This window comes from Flavobacterium ajazii, from assembly GCF_010614725.1.
GTDB classification, from domain to species: Bacteria; Bacteroidota; Bacteroidia; order Flavobacteriales; family Flavobacteriaceae; genus Flavobacterium; species Flavobacterium ajazii.
Window position 1 is genome coordinate 548805 of the sequence record NZ_JAAEHL010000003.1, and the last position, 18386, is coordinate 567190.

The 18386-nt window shown below is 33.2% G+C and carries 16 protein-coding genes; 9 read left to right on the top strand and 7 right to left on the bottom strand.

Annotated elements, in window-relative coordinates; all coding sequences use genetic code 11:
* Window positions 1–26: 26 nt before the first annotated feature.
* The 6 genes from GWR14_RS07865 to scpA all read left to right on the top strand — a co-directional run bounded on the left by GWR14_RS07865 (window position 27) and on the right by scpA (window position 7010).
* On the top strand, window positions 27–1154 hold the full coding sequence (locus GWR14_RS07865) for a methionine aminotransferase (RefSeq protein ID WP_163408473.1): 1128 nt from the start codon (window positions 27–29) through the stop codon (window positions 1152–1154).
* Between the two features lie 75 nt (window positions 1155–1229).
* Window positions 1230–2111: an SDR family oxidoreductase gene (locus GWR14_RS07870; protein WP_163408474.1), complete on the top strand. Its 882-nt coding sequence runs from the start codon at window positions 1230–1232 to the stop codon at window positions 2109–2111.
* A 254-nt stretch (window positions 2112–2365) separates the two neighbouring features.
* Window positions 2366–2974, top strand: a complete 609-nt coding sequence (gene udk, locus GWR14_RS07875; RefSeq protein WP_163408475.1) for a uridine kinase — start codon at window positions 2366–2368, stop codon at window positions 2972–2974.
* A 149-nt stretch (window positions 2975–3123) separates the two neighbouring features.
* Window positions 3124–3450, top strand: coding sequence for an FtsB family cell division protein (locus GWR14_RS07880; RefSeq protein WP_163408476.1), 327 nt, complete (start codon window positions 3124–3126; stop codon window positions 3448–3450).
* A gap of 15 nt (window positions 3451–3465) precedes the next feature.
* Window positions 3466–4830, top strand: coding sequence for a methylmalonyl-CoA mutase subunit beta (locus GWR14_RS07885; protein WP_163408477.1), 1365 nt, complete (start codon window positions 3466–3468; stop codon window positions 4828–4830).
* Between the two features lie 38 nt (window positions 4831–4868).
* Window positions 4869–7010: a methylmalonyl-CoA mutase gene (scpA, locus tag GWR14_RS07890; RefSeq protein ID WP_163408478.1), complete on the top strand. Its 2142-nt coding sequence runs from the start codon at window positions 4869–4871 to the stop codon at window positions 7008–7010.
* A gap of 58 nt (window positions 7011–7068) precedes the next feature.
* Here the strand turns inward: scpA and GWR14_RS07895 are convergent, their stop codons facing one another.
* The 5 genes from GWR14_RS07895 to dapF all read right to left on the bottom strand — a co-directional run bounded on the left by GWR14_RS07895 (window position 7069) and on the right by dapF (window position 11129).
* On the bottom strand, window positions 7069–7716 hold the full coding sequence (locus tag GWR14_RS07895; protein ID WP_163408479.1) for a peptidoglycan-binding protein LysM: 648 nt from the start codon (window positions 7714–7716) through the stop codon (window positions 7069–7071).
* 98 nt (window positions 7717–7814) lie between these two features.
* The gene (locus tag GWR14_RS07900) at window positions 7815–8735 is read right to left on the bottom strand and encodes a DUF2279 domain-containing protein (protein WP_163408480.1); all 921 of its coding nucleotides are present in this window, start codon (window positions 8733–8735) and stop codon (window positions 7815–7817) included.
* A 2-nt stretch (window positions 8736–8737) separates the two neighbouring features.
* Entirely contained in the window at window positions 8738–9778 is a 1041-nt protein-coding gene (gene mltG / locus GWR14_RS07905) for an endolytic transglycosylase MltG (RefSeq protein WP_163408481.1), read from the bottom strand.
* A gap of 10 nt (window positions 9779–9788) precedes the next feature.
* Entirely contained in the window at window positions 9789–10322 is a 534-nt protein-coding gene (locus GWR14_RS07910; RefSeq protein ID WP_163408482.1) for a GNAT family N-acetyltransferase, read from the bottom strand.
* Between the two features lie 24 nt (window positions 10323–10346).
* A complete protein-coding gene (dapF, locus tag GWR14_RS07915; protein WP_163408483.1) occupies window positions 10347–11129 on the bottom strand; it encodes a diaminopimelate epimerase in 783 nt (260 codons plus the stop codon).
* Between the two features lie 324 nt (window positions 11130–11453).
* On the opposite strand from dapF, the gene GWR14_RS07920 reads away from it, so the two are divergent.
* Both GWR14_RS07920 and GWR14_RS07925 read left to right on the top strand, forming a co-directional pair.
* On the top strand, window positions 11454–12854 hold the full coding sequence (locus GWR14_RS07920) for a trypsin-like peptidase domain-containing protein (protein WP_163408484.1): 1401 nt from the start codon (window positions 11454–11456) through the stop codon (window positions 12852–12854).
* A gap of 183 nt (window positions 12855–13037) precedes the next feature.
* Window positions 13038–14486 (top strand): glyceraldehyde-3-phosphate dehydrogenase, encoded by a 1449-nt coding sequence (locus tag GWR14_RS07925; protein ID WP_163408485.1) that lies wholly within the window; start codon window positions 13038–13040, stop codon window positions 14484–14486.
* A gap of 59 nt (window positions 14487–14545) precedes the next feature.
* Here the strand turns inward: GWR14_RS07925 and GWR14_RS07930 are convergent, their stop codons facing one another.
* The gene (locus GWR14_RS07930) at window positions 14546–15004 is read right to left on the bottom strand and encodes an Lrp/AsnC family transcriptional regulator (RefSeq protein WP_031456201.1); all 459 of its coding nucleotides are present in this window, start codon (window positions 15002–15004) and stop codon (window positions 14546–14548) included.
* 200 nt (window positions 15005–15204) lie between these two features.
* On the opposite strand from GWR14_RS07930, the gene ald reads away from it, so the two are divergent.
* A complete protein-coding gene (ald, locus tag GWR14_RS07935) occupies window positions 15205–16323 on the top strand; it encodes an alanine dehydrogenase (RefSeq protein ID WP_163408486.1) in 1119 nt (372 codons plus the stop codon).
* A 121-nt stretch (window positions 16324–16444) separates the two neighbouring features.
* On the opposite strand, the gene pafA is transcribed toward ald, so the two are convergent.
* Window positions 16445–18061: an alkaline phosphatase PafA gene (gene pafA / locus GWR14_RS07940; protein ID WP_163408487.1), complete on the bottom strand. Its 1617-nt coding sequence runs from the start codon at window positions 18059–18061 to the stop codon at window positions 16445–16447.
* Window positions 18062–18386 lie beyond the last annotated feature (325 nt).

The following is an 18386-nucleotide window of genomic DNA, read 5'->3' on the forward strand; positions in this document are numbered from 1 at the left end:
AGTTTTTTCTCTAATCAAACTTTATCATGAGTAAACTCCCTAACGTCACCACAAGCATCTTTACGGTAATGTCAAAAATGGCTGCAGAATACAATGCGATAAATCTTTCTCAGGGATTTCCAAATTTTCCCGTTGATGAAAGATTGACCGACATTGTTGCAAGATTAGCAAAGAAAAATGTGCATCAATATACGCCAATGGCAGGTTATCCGCCGTTGATGAATAAAATTGTAAAATTAATCCAGAGTTCTTATAATAGAACAATTAATCCTGATATAGAACTTTTGGTTACAGCAGGTGCCACTCAGGGAATTTTTACAACCATTTTGGCTTTAATAAAAGAAAACGATGAAGTCATTATTCTGGATCCAAGCTATGACTCTTACGAATCTCCTGTTTTACTATGCAAAGCCAAACCAGTTCGGGTGGCGCTAAACGATGATTACACTCCAAATTGGGAAACGATTGAAAAAGCCTGTTCTGCAAAAAGCAGAATGATGATTATCAACAATCCGCATAATCCAACAGGGAAAATTTTAACCGAAAATGATTTTATTCAATTAAAAAATCTTCTTGAAAAATATCCTGAAATCATTGTTTTATCTGATGAAGTATACGAATACATTACTTTTGAAGAAAAACATATTTCTACCCATACAAAAGATTTCCTTTTAGATCGTTGTGTTATGGTTTCTTCTTTCGGAAAATCTTTTCACATTACAGGCTGGAAAATTGGTTACACCATTGCTCCGGAACATTTAATGAAAGAAATCAAAAAAGTACATCAATTTTTGGTTTTTAGTGTTAACAGCATTTCACAGTTTGCAATAAGCGAATATTTAGATGTTGTTGATGTAAATTTACTTGGAAAATTCTATCAGGAAAAAAGAGATTATTTTCAAAAATTGCTTCAAAACAGTCGGTTTGAACTAAAACCTTGTGAGGGCACTTATTTTCAGGTTGCTTCTTATGCTTCAATTTCTGATGAAGATGATGTAACTTTCTGCAAAAAACTAATCACTGATCATGGAGTTGCTGCAATTCCAATTTCAACTTTTTATTCAGATCATAAAGACAAGAGATTAATTCGTTTTTGTTTCGCTAAAGATAACTTTACACTCGAATCTGCAGCAAAAAAAATATGTGTAATATGAAGTTTTTCGAAAATTTATAACAATATTATGCACGCATCCTATTTAAATTAACTAATTTTGTAAAATAAAAAAAGTATGAGCTATACAGATAAAATGTTACGGGACGATGCTTTAAAAGGTAAAGTCATTGTGGTTACAGGCGGCGGAAGCGGTTTAGGGAAAGCAATGACTAAATATTTTTTAGAATTAGGAGCTCAGGTAGCCATTACTTCAAGAGATTTAGAAAAGCTTAAAACAACTGCGACAGAGCTGGAAACTGAAACCGGTGGAAAATGTTTGCCTCTTCAATGTGATGTTCGTCATTATGAAGAAGTCGAAAACATGCTTCAGGAAGTTCTAAAAACTTTTGGAAAAGTAGATGTTCTTTTAAATAACGCAGCCGGAAATTTCATTTCTCCAACAGAGCGTTTGTCTGCCAATGCATTTGACACTGTTATAGATATTGTACTAAAGGGTACAAAAAACTGTACACTTGCGTTTGGAAAACACTGGATTGACAGTAAACAGACATCAGCAACGATTTTAAATATTGTAACAACTTATGCCTGGACAGGATCAGCTTATGTAGTACCAAGTGCTACAGCAAAAGCAGGAGTTTTGGCTATGACAAGAAGTTTGGCTGTTGAATGGGCAAAATACGGAATCCGTTCTAATGCAATTGCTCCTGGACCTTTCCCGACTAAGGGCGCATGGGACAGATTGTTACCGGGAGATTTGGCAGAGAAATTTGATATGGCAAAAAAAGTTCCATTAAAACGTGTAGGTGATCATCAGGAACTGGCAAATTTGGCAGCATATTTGGTGTCTGATTTTTCAGCTTACGTAAATGGTGATGTTATTACTATTGATGGAGGTGAATGGCTAAAAGGGGCAGGACAATTCAACTTATTAGAAGCAATTCCCGAAGAACTTTGGGACCAACTTGAAATGATGATAAAAGCAAAAAAGAATAAATAATTACAAGTGCTTACTAAATTCAGAATATTTTATTAAAACTATACTGATTGCACGAAATCCCGAAGGTTTTACTTTCGGGATTTTTTTTATGTTTTTTCGACTATAAGTGATATAAATTCAATGAAGTAAAAAAATGTTTGAATATTCTAATCACTTATATTTACTAACATTACCAATATGGTTTAAATGAATAATACATATAACCAATTCACTTAAATTATTATTTTTGCGAAACAAATTATAACATCAAAATTATGCTCATTATTGGACTTGCAGGAGGAACAGGAAGTGGAAAAACAACCGTAGTACATCAAATCATGAATGAATTGCCAGACACAGAAGTAGGCGTGATTTCTCAGGATTCATACTACAAAGAAACCCACAATTTGTCATTTGATGAAAGAGCCTTAATCAATTTTGACCATCCTCGTGCTATCGATTTCGAATTACTGGTAAAACATCTTAAAGCTTTAAAAGCAGGTGAAACAATAGATCAGCCGGTTTATTCTTTTATTCAGCATAACAGGACAGATGACACCGTTTCTACACATCCAAGAAAAGTAATGATTGTTGAAGGCATTTTAATTTTGACCAATCCGGAATTACGTGATATGTTTGACATTAAAATTTTCGTTCATGCAGATTCTGATGAAAGATTAATTCGTCGTTTAAAAAGAGATATTTCAGAACGCGGGCGCGATATCGACGAAGTTTTAAATCGTTATCAAAACACCTTAAAACCTATGCATGAGCAATTTATAGAACCCTCAAAAGCATTTGCCGACATTATAATTCCAAATGACAAATACAATACAGTCGCAATTGATGTGGTTCGTGCCGTAATTAATCAGCGAATTTCATAATTTTTATTGTAAATTTATTCCATAAAAATAAGGAGCTGTTTGCTTTGCCAGTTCGCTCCGCCCGTGTCCCGCTCTCGCCTTTATCTTTTTATCGCAGAAAAAGCCATAAAAAGGATACCGGCTCCATCGGGGCTAAAAATAAAACTAAAATGAAAAATCCGTATAAAGATAAATCCTGGTTCAGATTCCTAAGCAATAAATATGTTTGGGTTTTGCTGTTTTTTATAGTATGGATGCTGTTTTTAGATAATTATTCTTATTTCGACCATCGGTTTTTAAACGATCAGATTCATGAGCTTGAGGACAATAAAACCTATTATCAGGAAGAAATAAAAAAAGACGAGGAACAAATCAAACAACTCAAAAATCCTGAACAGATTGAGAAATATGCCCGCGAAAAGTACTTCATGAAAAAAGACAGTGAAGACATATACATTATCAAATTTGAAGGAGATACGATTCAGGAAAAAGAATAATTAGAAAAACATCAAATGGCTACTACCCTATTCGACGATTTTAGTCCGATTTCATCCAAACAATGGAAACAAAAAATTCAGTTTGAACTGGATGGAGCCGATTACAACAAAACTGTAATCTGGAATTCTCCTGAAGATATTCAGGTAAAACCATTTTACCATTACGATGAAGATTTTAAAACTGCTCCGGTAAAAACACAGGCTTCCAATTTTAAAATCTGCCAAAACATATTTGTTTACGATATTGAAAAATCGATTCAAAGAGCCATTAATACTCTGGAAAGAGGTGCAGAAAGTTTACGTTTTACCATTCAAAATGAAAAAATAGATATTCAAAAATTATTAAAAAACCTTCCTTTAGAAAACCGAATCGTTTACTTTAATTTGAATTTTATTTCAATCGATTTCGTAAAAAAACTGGATACTATTTCAATTCAAAAAAATACTCTTTTTTATTGTAATTTTGATCCAATTGGACATTTAGCCCGAGAAGGAAACTGGTTTATAACATCTGATAAAAATAACTTTGAAACTCTCGAAAAACTTTCGATAGCAACTTCCAATCTTTCTTTACTAAGTGTTGATTTAGGTCTCTACCAAAATGCCGGAGCAAATATAACACAACAGATTGCATACAGTCTGGCACATGCAAACGAATATCTAAATCGCTTTCCTGACTTGACAAAACCAATTGTATTTCAAATAGCTGCAGGAACTAATTATTTCTTTGAAATTGCAAAACTTCGTGCCTTGCGAATGCTTTTCAATTTAATTGCTTCCGAATACAATCCAGATTTAGAATGTCATTTATTGGTTACACCAACCAAACGCAATAAAACCATATACGATTACAATGTCAACATGCTTCGCACCACAACAGAATGTATGTCGGCAATATTAGGAGGTGCAGATGCTGTTGCTAATTTGCCTTATGACTTCTTGTATCACAAAGACAATGAATTTGGCGACCGGATTGCAAGAAATCAACTATTGATTTTAAAACATGAAAGTTATTTTGACAAAGTAGACAACCCAGCTGATGGCAGTTATTATATTGAAAGCTTAACCATTCAACTGGCAGAAAAAAGTCTGGCTTTATTTAAAGATATTGAAAGTAATGGAGGCTTTTTAAAACTTTTGAATGATGGAACCATCAAGAAGAAAATTCAGGAAAGCGCTAATAAAGAACAGGAATTATTTGATACCCAAAAAGAAGTTTTATTAGGCACGAATAAATATCCAAATCCGGAAGACAAAATGAAACACGATTTAGAACTGTTTCCTTTTGTAAAAATAAAACCAAGAAAAACATTAATTACACCAATTATAGAAAAAAGATTAGCTGAGAAAGTTGAACAAGAAAGACTTGAAATTGAGTAATTTTAAACGTAATTAATATTCACACCCAGAATGTCTCCATGATAAGAAAAGACCTTAGACATATCAAGTTAGATGTTAAAAGTGAGACGTTAGACGAACTGACGCATAACTCTGAGCCTATAAATCAAAATTTTACCACAGCCGAAGGAATCGAAATCAAAAAAAACTATTCTGAAAAAGATATTGAAGAATTGGATTTTTTAGATTTTGGAGCAGGTTTTGCGCCAAACTTGAGAGGTCCTTATACGACCATGTATGTACAAAAACCATGGACCATTCGACAATATGCGGGGTTTTCAACAGCTGAAGAAAGCAATGCTTTTTACAGAAAAAATTTAGCATCCGGTCAAAAAGGTTTATCGATCGCTTTTGATTTACCGACCCATCGTGGCTATGACTCCGATCATGAACGAGTTGTTGGAGATGTTGGAAAAGCAGGTGTTGCTATTGACTCTGTAGAAGATATGAAAATCCTTTTCGATCAGATTCCATTAGATGAAATGTCGGTATCCATGACCATGAATGGCGCAGTTTTGCCCATTATGGCTTTTTATATTGTTGCTGCAGAAGAACAAGGCGTTCCAACTGAAAAACTTTCAGGAACCATACAGAATGATATTTTAAAAGAGTTCATGGTTCGTAATACGTACATCTATCCCCCAACGCCTTCAATGAAGATTATTGCCGATATTTTTGCATTCACAAGTAAAAAAATACCAAAATTCAATTCTATCTCAATTTCAGGATACCATATGCAGGAAGCGGGTGCAACAGCTCATATTGAACTGGCGTATACTTTAGCAGATGGCCTTGAATACATCCGAACGGGATTATCAACAGGGATGACTATTGATCAATTTGCTCCAAGATTATCATTTTTTTGGGCTATCGGTATGAATCATTTTATGGAAATTGCCAAAATGAGAGCCGGAAGAATGATTTGGGCGAAACTGGTAAAACAATTCAATCCAAAAAGTGATAAATCATTAATTTTAAGAACGCATTGTCAGACAAGCGGATGGAGTTTAACTGAACAGGATCCTTTTAATAATGTAACCCGAACTTGTATTGAAGCTTCCTCAGCTGTATTTGGAGGAACACAATCATTACATACCAATGCCCTTGATGAAGCAATTGCTTTACCAACAGACTTTTCTGCAAGAATTGCGCGTAACACTCAGATTTTTTTGCAAGAAGAAACTAAAATCACCAAAACGGTAGATCCATGGGCAGGAAGTTATTATGTCGAAAGCCTTACCAATGAAATGGTAGAGAAAACCTGGAAGCTCATTGAAGAAGTAGAAGAATTAGGCGGAATGACGAAAGCCATTGAAACCGGAATTCCCAAACTTAGAATTGAGGAGGCTGCAGCAAAAAAACAAGCAAGAATTGACAGTGGACAAGATATTATTGTAGGCGTAAATAAATTTAGATTAGAAACAGAAGATCCTTTGCATATTTTAGATGTAGACAACCAAATGGTTCGCAAAAAACAAATTGAACATCTTTCAACAATAAAAACAAACAGAAATACTGAAAAAGTAAACCAATCACTCGAAAAATTAATTTATTGTGCAAAAACCGGTCAGGGAAATTTACTGGAAATTGCGATTGAAACTGCGAGAAACAGAGCAACTTTAGGCGAAATTAGTAATGCTCTCGAAAGTGTTTTTGGCAGGTTCGAAGCACAAATAAAATCTATTAGTGGTGTGTATAGTGCAGCAATTAAAAACGACGAGAATTTTGAAAAAGCAAAACAACTAGCTGATGTTTTTGCTAAACAAGAAGGAAGACGCCCAAGAATCATGATTGCCAAAATGGGACAGGATGGTCATGACCGTGGAGCAAAAGTAGTAGCCACAGGTTATGCGGATATGGGATTTGATGTTGATATTGGTCCGCTATTTCAGACTCCTTCAGAAGCTGCTAAACAAGCAGTAGAAAATGATGTACATATTTTAGGTATTTCGTCATTGGCTGCCGGTCATAAAACATTGGTACCTCAGGTAATTGAAGAACTAAAAAAACATGACCGTGAAGATATTATGGTCATTGTTGGAGGTGTAATTCCTTCGCAGGACTATCAATATTTATTTGATGCCGGAGCAGTAGCTATTTTTGGACCTGGTACAAAAATTAGTGATACTGCCATCAAAATTTTAGAAATCTTAATTGATTAAAAAAAGTCAATTGTATAAAAAAACCCGATAATTTTCGGGTTTTTGTTTTTTGTAATTTTTAATCGTTAATTGTAGCATTACTATCTGCTTCAATATAAGAAAGATCGTAACCTCCAAAGGCTTTCATGTAACTCTTTAAAGAAGTTCCATAAGCATCTCTGAAATGCCTGTTTCCCTTGTTTTTAAAGAAATTTTTTACTGACCCGGCACCTCCTAAGTGTGCAGCCGCTAAAATTCCCGATTCGGTAATTTCGATTCCGTCAATAATTTTTCCTTCGTACTTTTCAATCTCATTGCGCAAAATCCATTTATTTTTGGACAGTAACGCAATAAAAGCTTTCTCCTGTAAAGCAGGATCTTTTAAAAATGCTTTGTCATTTTGAACACCTACGGCTCTTAAAGTTTTAGAACCAAACTGGTATTTTCCCATGTACCCAATAGAATTTACTTTTCTGTATTTTCCCTGAGATTCTTTAAAAGCTATTGCTTCTTTGAAACCAATAAAACGATTTCCTGTGTATGGGACATTTAATTTAGTTGAAACAGGATAATCATCCTCTTTTTGTGATGGCAGTAAGTATTCTGATCCATCTGTTTTTTCTGTAATAAACCAAGGTTTGGTTTTCAGACTAAAGGGTTTAAAACCCAAACTTAAAAATGTAATAATAACGACTAAACCCGCATAAAAATACCATTTCTTTATCATAAATTGTTTTTCTTCAAAACGCTGTCACCTTTTTGAAATTTCTACGGTGCAAAGGTAATAAATCCAAAACAATACTGATAATCAACAAAATAGCGTTTCTAAAAATATATCCAATATCCTTTAAGCCCTTTATTTGCGGTATATTCGAGAGTTGGAGCCGGAATTTTTATGGTATTAAAAACTGAAAAAACAGTTTTCAAAAAATGCGATTTTGTGTTAATTTTAGCTAAATCGAGATCAAAAGAAAGATAAATCTGACGAAAATTTTCTGGATTTTGACCAACGTCAGGAATTTGAGTTTTATTATTTCCGGATAACATCGCTTCACCTCCATATCCAAAAGCAACATTTAACCACTTCGGAATTTTTGTTTCTTTAGCAAAAGAATGCAGGTTTACTGAAAGCCAATAAGTTTGACCATTATAATCTTTTAAAATTTGCTCATTAAGGGATTTCCCTAGCTTATCCGGGCTTTGATTAGCATACTTGGTCGTATGAAAAGAAAATTTAGGAGTAATTCGTTGTTCCTTCCAAAGTAATTCCTGAGAAACATATAAAGCGGTCCCGGCTGCGTTAGCAATTAAATCCCCCGAAGATGCTCCCCATTCTGTAGAGTATCCATCTAAAACTTCAACCGCAGTGAGAAACACAAAACCTACACCTGCTCCATAAATCAGTTGATTCTTTTTACTTGAGCCACTCCAATTCAGTGCTTCAGCACCAAATCTTCCTAAATGATAAGCCGAATATAAATGACCTATTTTATCCATTTGGAGCCATTCGTCATTATCATTTATAAAATGGAAATCAGATTTAGGATAGTCAGCATACCAAATCTGATTCAAACCAATTAAGGTTGCTGTGGCCAAAGCAGCCTCAGTTATGATAACTGCATTTTGCCTTTTTACATTTAAGGTATCAGAAGGCTTAAAAAAATTATCGATTTTATTCTGAGCTTCAACAGACTGAAGACTCAAAACGAATAAAATCGATAAAAATAAGGAAATTCTAAAATTCAAAACTATCTTGTTACGCCCTGACTGGCAATCCAGTCTGAATATTTTTTTGCATTAATTGTGTGCTGCTCATAACTCGAAGCAAATTCATGATAACCAAAACGATCTATACTCGCACAGAAATAAATATAATCGTGCTTCTCCGGGTTTAAAACTGCTTCAACGGCTGTAATATCAGGCATCGCAATTGGTCCCGGAGGAAGTCCAATATTTACGTAAGTATTATAGGGAGATCTCATAATTAAATCATTATAAAACACTCTTTTAATAACCTGATCGAAATTATTATCACGTAATTTCAAGGCATAAATCACTGTAGGATCTGCTTGTAAAGGCATTTCTAAACGTAATCTGTTTAAATAAACCCCAGCGATACGAGGTCTTTCATCCTTTTTAACTGATTCTTTATGTACAATAGAAGCTAAAATTGTAGCCTGAACTGGTGTTAACCCTTGTTTTTTAGCTTTTTCAATCCTTTCTGCAGTCCAAAAATTGTGGTATTCCTTAATCATTTTATCACGGAATTTCACTGCCGAAGTATTCCAGTATACTTCATAAGTATTTGGAATAAACATTGCAAAAACATTCTGTTCATTAAATCCATTTTCTTTTAAGAAAGTAGAATCTTTAATAGCTTTCAACAGTGACAAACTATCAGCTTCAATTTGAGAGCCTATTCTTCCGGCAAAATTCTCTAAACGCTCCTGATTATTAAAGGCTAATTTAACCGGAACATTAGAACGCATTGCACGAACTAAATCAATGTTGTTCATGTCTTTTTTTAGTAAAAAACGACCAGACTTTACATTTTCAGGATAGCTGCGTTTACTGGCAACCATTTCAAAATTGTCGAAATTCTTAATATAAGGTTCTAATATTTTTTTTACATCTGCATAGGTCGCGTCAGTAGGAACATATACGTAAAGTTCGTTTTCCTGAAATTTGGTATTGGCGCTAAAAATTTTGCTAATTAAAATAAATCCGTAAATCATTAAAACTGAAATAACAGCTACGGCAACTATCGTGATAATCTTTTTTAATTTCAAAGTCTAAAATTTAAATTTGTTTGTTTATTAACTGAAAAATTGCTTCGTCCTGATAGCGGTTATGAAACAAGATCCAGTCTTTCTTTATTCCGATTTTCTTAAAACCAAATTTAGTAAAAAGTGCGACACTGGCTACATTTTGTACACCAATATTTGCATACAATTGATGAAGATTTAAATTGTAAAAAGAATATTTTATTAAAAGCTCTAAAGCCTCAGAACCAATATTTTTTCTTTGATTTTCTTCTTTTTGAACAACAATTCCAATTCCTGCCCTATTATTTCTCGGATCAAAATCGAACAAATCAATCAACCCTATAGCAGGAAAATCTTCATCCTGACATATTGCTAAACGAAGCTGTTTGGCCTCATAAATATCCTGATGAGCATTTTCTAAATATTGTTTAATCAAAAAACGACTGTAAGGAGTTTGCGTATTGCTGACTTCCCAAATATTCTCATCATTTTCTATGGAGTAAATGAACTCTAAATCCTGAGGTTCAAGTGCTCGCAGATAAATATTTTCGCCTTTAAGAGTTATCATTATTGATTTTAAATTTCCTGAAGATTAAATCTCTATTGTTCCTTTAAAAACAAATTTTGCAGGACCAATTAAAAAAACATTAGTAAAATGTTCTCCCAACTTATCAAAAGAAACAGCTAGTTTTCCACCTTCAACATTTATATCAATTGAAGTTTTATCCGTTTGTCCCGTTGCATTCATGGCAATTGCAACAGCTGTAGCACCGGTTCCACAGGCTAAAGTTTCATCTTCAACACCTCTTTCGTAAGTTCGAAGTGAAAATTCAGAATCATTTATTTTTTTTACAAAATTGATATTACTCCCTTTTTGTCCGTATAATTCTCCGTAACGAATGGCTGCTCCGTTTTCTTTTACATTATAATGTTCCAAATCATCTACAATTTGTACATGATGAGGCGAACCAGTGTTTAAAAAAGTATATGATTCTTTCTTTTGAACTTCTTCAACATCAATCATCTGTAGTGAAACAATTGAATCATTATTTACTGTTGCATGATGTAAACCATCTGTAGCAATAAAAGTGGTTTTATTTTCGATAACTCCCAATTGATTTGCAAAAGCCACAAGACAACGACCTCCGTTACCACACATCGAACTTTCATTACCATCTGAATTATAATAAACCATTCTGAAATCAGTTTCAGTATCATTTTCAAGTAAAATAAGTCCGTCAGCACCTATTCCGAAACGTCTGTCGCATAAACGTTCAACAAGTTTTATATCTTCTTTTGGAAAGAAACCTGAACGGTTATCAATCATTACAAAATCGTTTCCGGTACCCTGATATTTATAAAATTCTATTTGCATTTCTGTTGGATTATTAAAGTACAAAAGTACGAACTATTAATTAACCATTTATTGTAATTTGTGAAATCATCTTGCACTAAATGACTTTGAAAAATTTAATGTTAAAATTTTAATATTATTTGTTCCAATATCACAATTTTAGAATTATAAAACAAATCATCTCATTCAAACCCTATAATTTTAAACTCAATATGTTAAATAGCATCATTTTTAACACACTATTAATTAATGAAATGTTAATCAATGTTAAAGAGCGTTAAACCATTTTTCAAAATAATTTTTTCCTTTAATTTTACGTTAGTAACTTAAACATAAATCCTAATTATGAAAAGATTTTCAAGCTTATTTTTAGTGTCATTATTGAGTGGTGCTACTACTCTTGGTGCTTACAAATTATTATTTGACGGCAACAATTCTTTATTGGGAAGAGAAAATTCTGTTGTTACTCTTGCCCCGAATTCATTTGGCAGAAATGTTGGTCTGGCTGCCGAAACAGTAGATTTTACAGAAGCTGCTGATAAAACAATTCACACTGTTGTTCACGTAAAAAATGTTTCCCGCAGAACAGTTAGTAATCCCATGATGGAATTTTTCTATGGCTACGGTGGAGGACAACAACAGGAACAGGTTGGAACCGGTTCAGGTGTTATTATCTCTGAAGACGGATATATTGTAACAAATAATCACGTTATTAAAGATGCAACCGAAATTGAAATCACATTAAACAATAAAAAATCATATAAAGCAAAATTAATTGGAACAGATTCCAAAATGGATATTGCTTTATTGAAAATTGATGCCAACGAAAAATTGCCATACACTGCTTTTGCAAATTCTGACAGTGTAAAAGTTGGAGAATGGGTTTTAGCCGTTGGAAATCCTTATAACTTAACTTCGACTGTTACTGCCGGGATTGTTTCGGCGAAAGCCAGAAATTTAGACACCAGCGGAATCCAGTCCTTTATTCAGACCGATGCTGCCGTAAATCCCGGAAATAGTGGTGGAGCATTAGTTAATACCCGTGGAGAATTAATCGGAATTAACACTATGATTTCTTCAATGACGGGATCATATGTTGGATATTCTTTTGCAGTTCCATCAAACAATGCACGTAAAATTGTTGAAGATATTATGGAATTCGGAAATGTACAAAGAGGGATTTTGGGTGTTGAAGGTGGTGAATTAAATAGCAACGCTTCCAAAGAATTAGGTATTTCTGAAACACAGGGCTTTTATATCAATAAGGTTACCCCTAAATCAGGCGCTCAGAAGGCTGGTCTTACAAAAGGTGACATCATTGTAAAATTAGATAATCAGAACATTTCGACATATGCAGATCTTTCTGGCTATATCAATACTAAAAGACCTAATGATGTCGTACAGGTTACTTATATTAGAGAAGGAAAATCTAAAACAGCCTCAGTAACACTTAGTAAAAATGAATTTTTCAGTACCGAATTTAAAGGAATTGAATTAGAAAATATTGACGCTGTAGACAAAAAGAAATTTAAAATTGATTATGGTGTAAAAATCAAAAACATTACAAATGAAAATTTGATGCAGTATCAAAATGAATTACAAGGAAATATTATTTTAAGTATTGATAATATTAAAGCGACCAATGTTGAAACAGTTTCTAAGCTTTTAAATAAAAAAGACGAAGGTCAAAGTGTCCGAATCGAAATGATCAATAAAAATGGAGAAATCTTTAGAATTATAATTTAAAAATAGTCATACCTAAGTTTCAAACTGAAACTAAAAATCAAGGAAAGCCATCTTAAAAAATTAAGGTGGCTTTTTTGTTTTTCAAAAATAAATCACAAAACAAATTACGAAATCGATTGAAATAAGTAGTTTTGCGCAAAATTTTAAAATAGTGAGCATTTTATTTTTTTAATTCGATTAATTATGAACAACAAAACTTTGTACCAAAAAGAAGTATCCCTACAAGTCGACCGAAGAAGAGCCGGTGTCGAATTAATTAAAGTCATAAGTGATTTATGGTATGACAAATCCATCGAAATGGTTTTATTTAAAAATCAATTATTGGATAAAAATGTTAGTGACATTATCAACTTGCATCAATACGCAGGAGAATTTGTCGGCAAGCCAATCAGCATTTTTGATTCTGTTGAAATTGCAAAAGTCATCTTGTCATTAGATTTTCCACCAGCGAAATTAGATCTTGGAAAACTAACTTATGAATATCAGCTGGAGGAAGAAAAATATCCTGATGCACGATATTTTGTGATGGACAAATTAAAAAAAGCCAAATCATCTAAAGAAATTCAGCCTAAAGATGTCATCCTGTATGGCTTTGGAAGAATTGGACGTTTATTAGCAAGAGAGTTAATGTCTAAAACCGGAAAAGGAAATCAGTTGCGCCTGAGAGCAATTGTAACCCGTGATAAAATTGACTCAGTAATCTTAGAGAAACGAGCTTCTCTATTGAGACACGATTCAATTCACGGAGATTTTCAGGGTTCAGTGACAGCTGACCCAAAAAATAATGCTTTGATTATTAACGGAACTACAGTAAACATAATCAATGCAAATTCGCCTGAAGAAATAGATTATACAGTATACGGAATTAATGACGCACTTGTTATTGAAAACAGTGGAGCTTTTACATCCGAAGAAACTTTAAAAAAACATTTAATTTCAAAAGGAGTCAGTAAAGTATTGTTGACGGCACCCGGAAAAGGAGTTCCAAATATTGTATATGGCGTAAACCATAATGAATACAATCCGGATGAGACAGCTATTTTTTCGGCAGCTTCATGTACTACAAATGCTATAACTCCTATTTTAAAAGTTATCGAAGATAGTTTAGGGGTCACAAAAGGTCATTTGGAGACTATCCACGCCTATACAAACGATCAGAATCTGGTTGATAATATGCACAAAAAATACCGTCGTGGAAGAGCTGCAGCCTTAAACATAGTTATTACTGAAACAGGAGCAGGCAATGCGGTTGCAAAAGCAATTCCGTCACTTGATGGAAAACTGACTTCAAATGCGATTAGAGTCCCGGTTCCAAACGGATCTTTGGTAGTTGTAAACTTAGAAGTCAAAAAATCAACCTCAATAACTGCTGTAAATAAAATAATGAAGAAATATGCCCTTGAAGGCGAATTGGTAGAACAAATTAAATATTCATTAAATAATGAACTTGTTTCATCTGACATTGTTGGAACTTCTGCACCTGCAATTTATGACAGTAATGCAACTATCGTTTCTAAAGACGGAAAAAACATTATCCTTTACATTTGGTATGACAATGAATATGGTTATAGTCATCAGGTAATTCGTTTAGCAAAGTATATTGCCAAAGTTAGGAGATTCACTTACTATTAATATAAAAACCAAAACCAACCATTTCTTAAACCATCAGAATTTTTCTGGTGGTTTTTGTTTTAAATAGGAAGTACTGTTGTACTTTTTACTTCAGAAATCACAAAAACAGTATTAATTAAGGAAACTTCAGGTAAAACAGATAATTTCTTTTGATGAAAATAATGATAGCTTTCCATATCCGGAATGATAATTTTCAGCATATAATCGAAGTTTCCCGATACATAGTTGCACTCTACAACTTCAGGCATATTTAAAATGGATTGATTAAATCCTTCAGAGGTATCGTATGTCTGTTTTGTTAAGGTTACCTGACAGTAAACAGTTAGATTATTCCCTAGTTTTTTCTTATTTAAAATAGAAACATACTTCTCTATAACACCTTCTTTTTCAAGTCGTTTAACCCGATCATGAACTGGTGTTAATGATAAATTTATTTTGTTTGCAATGTCTTTTAGGGTATAATGAGCATTTTCCTGTAAAAGACGTAAGATTTTTTTATCAATTTCATCTAAAGCCATAACGAAAACGTTTTCTATTTTTAATTAAAATCAGTCATTTTTTCTTTTTAAGGAAATAAAAGGGATTTTATAAAGAATATTTTTCTGTAAAAATATAAAATAAAATAATATTTTCTTATTTAAAACCTATTTATCAATAATATATTCTCTATTAATACATTTGTAACATAACTCTATAAAAAAACAAAATACATAACATTATGATAATAGGTGTTCCAAAAGAAATTAAAAATAATGAAAACCGTGTGGCTTTAACTCCTGCAGGTGTTTCTGAAATAAAAAAACACGGACATACAGTTTACATTCAATCTACTGCCGGTTTAGGAAGTGGCTTCAGCGATGAAGAATATGCAGATGCTGGTGCGGTTGTATTACCAACAATTGAAGACGTTTATGCTATTGCAGAAATGATTATCAAAGTTAAAGAGCCAATTGCTTCAGAATATCCCTTGATTAAAAAAGACCAATTACTTTTTACTTATTTTCACTTTGCCTCTTCTGAAGAATTAACTCACGCAATGTTAGAAAAAGGTGCAGTTTGTTTAGCTTACGAAACTGTAGAAAAAACAGACAGAAGCTTGCCGCTATTGGTTCCAATGTCTGAAGTCGCAGGTCGTATGGCAATTCAGCAAGGAGCAAAATATCTTGAAAAACCATTAAAAGGAAGAGGAATTCTTTTAGGAGGTGTACCGGGTGTACCACCAGCAAAAGTTCTAGTTTTAGGTGGAGGAATCGTAGGAACTCAGGCAGCAAAAATGGCTGCTGGTTTAGGTGCTCAAGTAACTATCATGGATTTAAGTTTGCCACGTTTGCGTCAATTAGATGATATTATGCCAGCAAATGTAAATACAGAAATGTCAAACCATTACAACATTACAAAAGCAATTAAAGATGCTGACTTAATTGTTGGAGCAGTTTTAATACCGGGAGCAAAAGCGCCTCACTTAATTACTCGTGACATGCTCAAATTAATGCGTCCTGGAACTGTTGTTGTTGACGTTGCTGTAGACCAGGGAGGTTGCATAGAAACTTGTACTCCAACAACTCACGAAAACCCAACTTTTATTATCGATGATATTGTTCACTACTGTGTGGCTAATATGCCAGGTGCTGTTCCTTATACATCTACTCTAGCTTTAACTAATGCTACTTTACCTTACGCAGTACAATTAGCAAACAAAGGCTGGGAAAAAGCTTGTAACGAAAACGAAGAATTGAAAAAAGGACTAAACATTGCAAACGGAAAAATCCTTTACAAAGGAGTTGCCGAAGCTTGGAATCTTCCTTTCAATGAAGAATTAGTATTAACAAACGCATAGTTATTACTAAAATAATAATTTATAATTTCTCAGAAAAAAGGCTTTTCAATACTGAAAAGCCTTTTTTTCATAAAAAACCTACCTTTAAAAGGACAGTTTCAAATTTTGTATTTTTAAAATATTATTTTTCATCTAAAACTTCCTGCATTACTTTAGCTTCTGTTCCATTAGGAAAAGTAACTTTTATTTTTTGAGCAATAGTTGGTGCAATTTCAGTAATCGCCTTTTTATCATAAGATTCTCCTTTTTTAATATGCCAACCAAAAAAAATTGCTGGTACGTGAGTATCATAAGTATAAGCCGTTCCGTGTGAAGTACCTGTTGGCAAATATTCAATAACACCTGGCTTACCAATTACAACAATATCACCATCCTGTGTTACATCATATCCTTTCGCAACAAAATTCAAATAATAATCATTTCCTGAATTAGCTAAAATTTCTTCTTCAGTATATACTCTTTTAACCTGTGGCAACGAAATTAAAAACTCCTTAAACGCTTGTTTTACTTTTACTAAATCTAAACCTTTGTCTTTAACAATCTGTTTATTGAAAAAGATATTAAAATTAGAATAATTCAAAAGCAAATCTATTCCAAACGTTTTCACAGAGAAATCCTGCAAACTCTTTCTAAAATCTTTTGACGGATAATTATCAACATCATATTTCCTGTCTTTCAAATAAATAACATTCTCTGCACCAGCATGATCAGCGGTTAAAAAAAGTAAATAATTATTCTTTCCTACTGTTTTATCCAAATAAGTTAAAAAGTCAGCTATTGTCTGATCTAATCGTAAATAAGTATCCTGAAGTTCCATAGAACGTGGTCCCAATAAATGTCCAACATAATCAGTAGACGAAAAACTCACGGTCAGGAAATCCGTAATATTATCTTTCCCTAATTCTTCTTTTTCAATAGCTTTTTTAGCAAAATCAGCTAATAAATCATTTCCAAAAGGAGTAGATCTCAATATTCCTGCATCATTTTTTTCATACATCGTTTTCAGATCATATGGAAAAACAGGTGCTGAACTACCATATAATTTGCCTTCGTAAGGATTATTATCGGGAAGGCTTTCATTATACGTTGAAGCAGGCTTATACAAATCCCAGCCTTTATTAATGTATTTCAGATAGTTTTTCTCATTATTGAATTCTGACACCCATTCAGGTAATTTTTCTCCATAAAATGTACTGGAAATAAAAGAACCTGTCTTGCTGTACCAAAAAGCCCAATTCGCAAAATGCCCGGCCGGCAAAATGGCACCACGATCTTTAAGACTCATTCCAATCACTTTTCCTTGAAAATTTGTTGCCATTCTAACTTCATCTGTAATGGTAGTACTCTGCAGATTTTTTGGTGACATTTCGCCTTCATCTGCAGTTCCGTCTCCGACAGTTTTTACAGAAGCATCATCCGTACAGTACATTTGTTTCCCAAGACTTCTGCTAAACCATTCATTACCTACAATTCCATGTGTAGCAGGTGTAGTACCTGTATAAATCGATGCATGGCCCGGAGCTGTATAAGTAGGCACATAATTATAATGCATATTTTGAAAAGTATATCCATTATTCATTAATCTTTTAAATCCGTTTGGAGAAAAATCATCTAAAAATCGGTATAAATATTCCATTTTCATCTGATCAACCACAATTCCAACAACCAATTTAGGACGTTGTTGAGCGACCATATTTGAAATAACAAATAACGTCAACAATACAATAGTTTTTTTCATAATTAACTTATAAATATTTAAAACAAAAATACAGATTCGAACCCAAAAAGGCTAATCAAGCCTAAACTTAAAACCAAAATTGCTTTTAATTTAACAAAAGTAAAAAGTTTTTTTTAGCGTTTCACATGGGATTTACGCTGTATCATTTTTCTGAGAAGTTTTTAGAATAAAAAAAGAAGTTTTTCACAAAAGGATAGTGCAACCAAGATCAAGAACATAAGAATTCATTATCACAAAAAGATAGCCCGATATTTCATAAACCCAAAAAAGCGTAATTACATTTATTTAGTAATTACGCTTTTTTTTGTTTTGGTACTCAGAGCGG

What these genes read in the sequence shown, in the direction of transcription:
- GWR14_RS07865 (WP_163408473.1), top strand. Translation starts at nt 27, where the DNA reads ATGAGTAAACTCCCTAACGTCACCACAAGCATCTTTACGGTAATGTCA.
- GWR14_RS07870 (WP_163408474.1), top strand. Translation starts at nt 1,230, where the DNA reads ATGAGCTATACAGATAAAATGTTACGGGACGATGCTTTAAAAGGTAAA.
- udk (WP_163408475.1), top strand. Translation starts at nt 2,366, where the DNA reads ATGCTCATTATTGGACTTGCAGGAGGAACAGGAAGTGGAAAAACAACC.
- GWR14_RS07880 (WP_163408476.1), top strand. Translation starts at nt 3,124, where the DNA reads ATGAAAAATCCGTATAAAGATAAATCCTGGTTCAGATTCCTAAGCAAT.
- GWR14_RS07885 (WP_163408477.1), top strand. Translation starts at nt 3,466, where the DNA reads ATGGCTACTACCCTATTCGACGATTTTAGTCCGATTTCATCCAAACAA.
- scpA (WP_163408478.1), top strand. Translation starts at nt 4,869, where the DNA reads ATGATAAGAAAAGACCTTAGACATATCAAGTTAGATGTTAAAAGTGAG.
- GWR14_RS07895 (WP_163408479.1), bottom strand. Translation starts at nt 7,716, where the DNA reads ATGATAAAGAAATGGTATTTTTATGCGGGTTTAGTCGTTATTATTACA.
- GWR14_RS07910 (WP_163408482.1), bottom strand. Translation starts at nt 10,322, where the DNA reads ATGATAACTCTTAAAGGCGAAAATATTTATCTGCGAGCACTTGAACCT.
- dapF (WP_163408483.1), bottom strand. Translation starts at nt 11,129, where the DNA reads ATGCAAATAGAATTTTATAAATATCAGGGTACCGGAAACGATTTTGTA.
- GWR14_RS07920 (WP_163408484.1), top strand. Translation starts at nt 11,454, where the DNA reads ATGAAAAGATTTTCAAGCTTATTTTTAGTGTCATTATTGAGTGGTGCT.
- GWR14_RS07925 (WP_163408485.1), top strand. Translation starts at nt 13,038, where the DNA reads ATGAACAACAAAACTTTGTACCAAAAAGAAGTATCCCTACAAGTCGAC.
- GWR14_RS07930 (WP_031456201.1), bottom strand. Translation starts at nt 15,004, where the DNA reads ATGGCTTTAGATGAAATTGATAAAAAAATCTTACGTCTTTTACAGGAA.
- ald (WP_163408486.1), top strand. Translation starts at nt 15,205, where the DNA reads ATGATAATAGGTGTTCCAAAAGAAATTAAAAATAATGAAAACCGTGTG.
- pafA (WP_163408487.1), bottom strand. Translation starts at nt 18,061, where the DNA reads ATGAAAAAAACTATTGTATTGTTGACGTTATTTGTTATTTCAAATATG.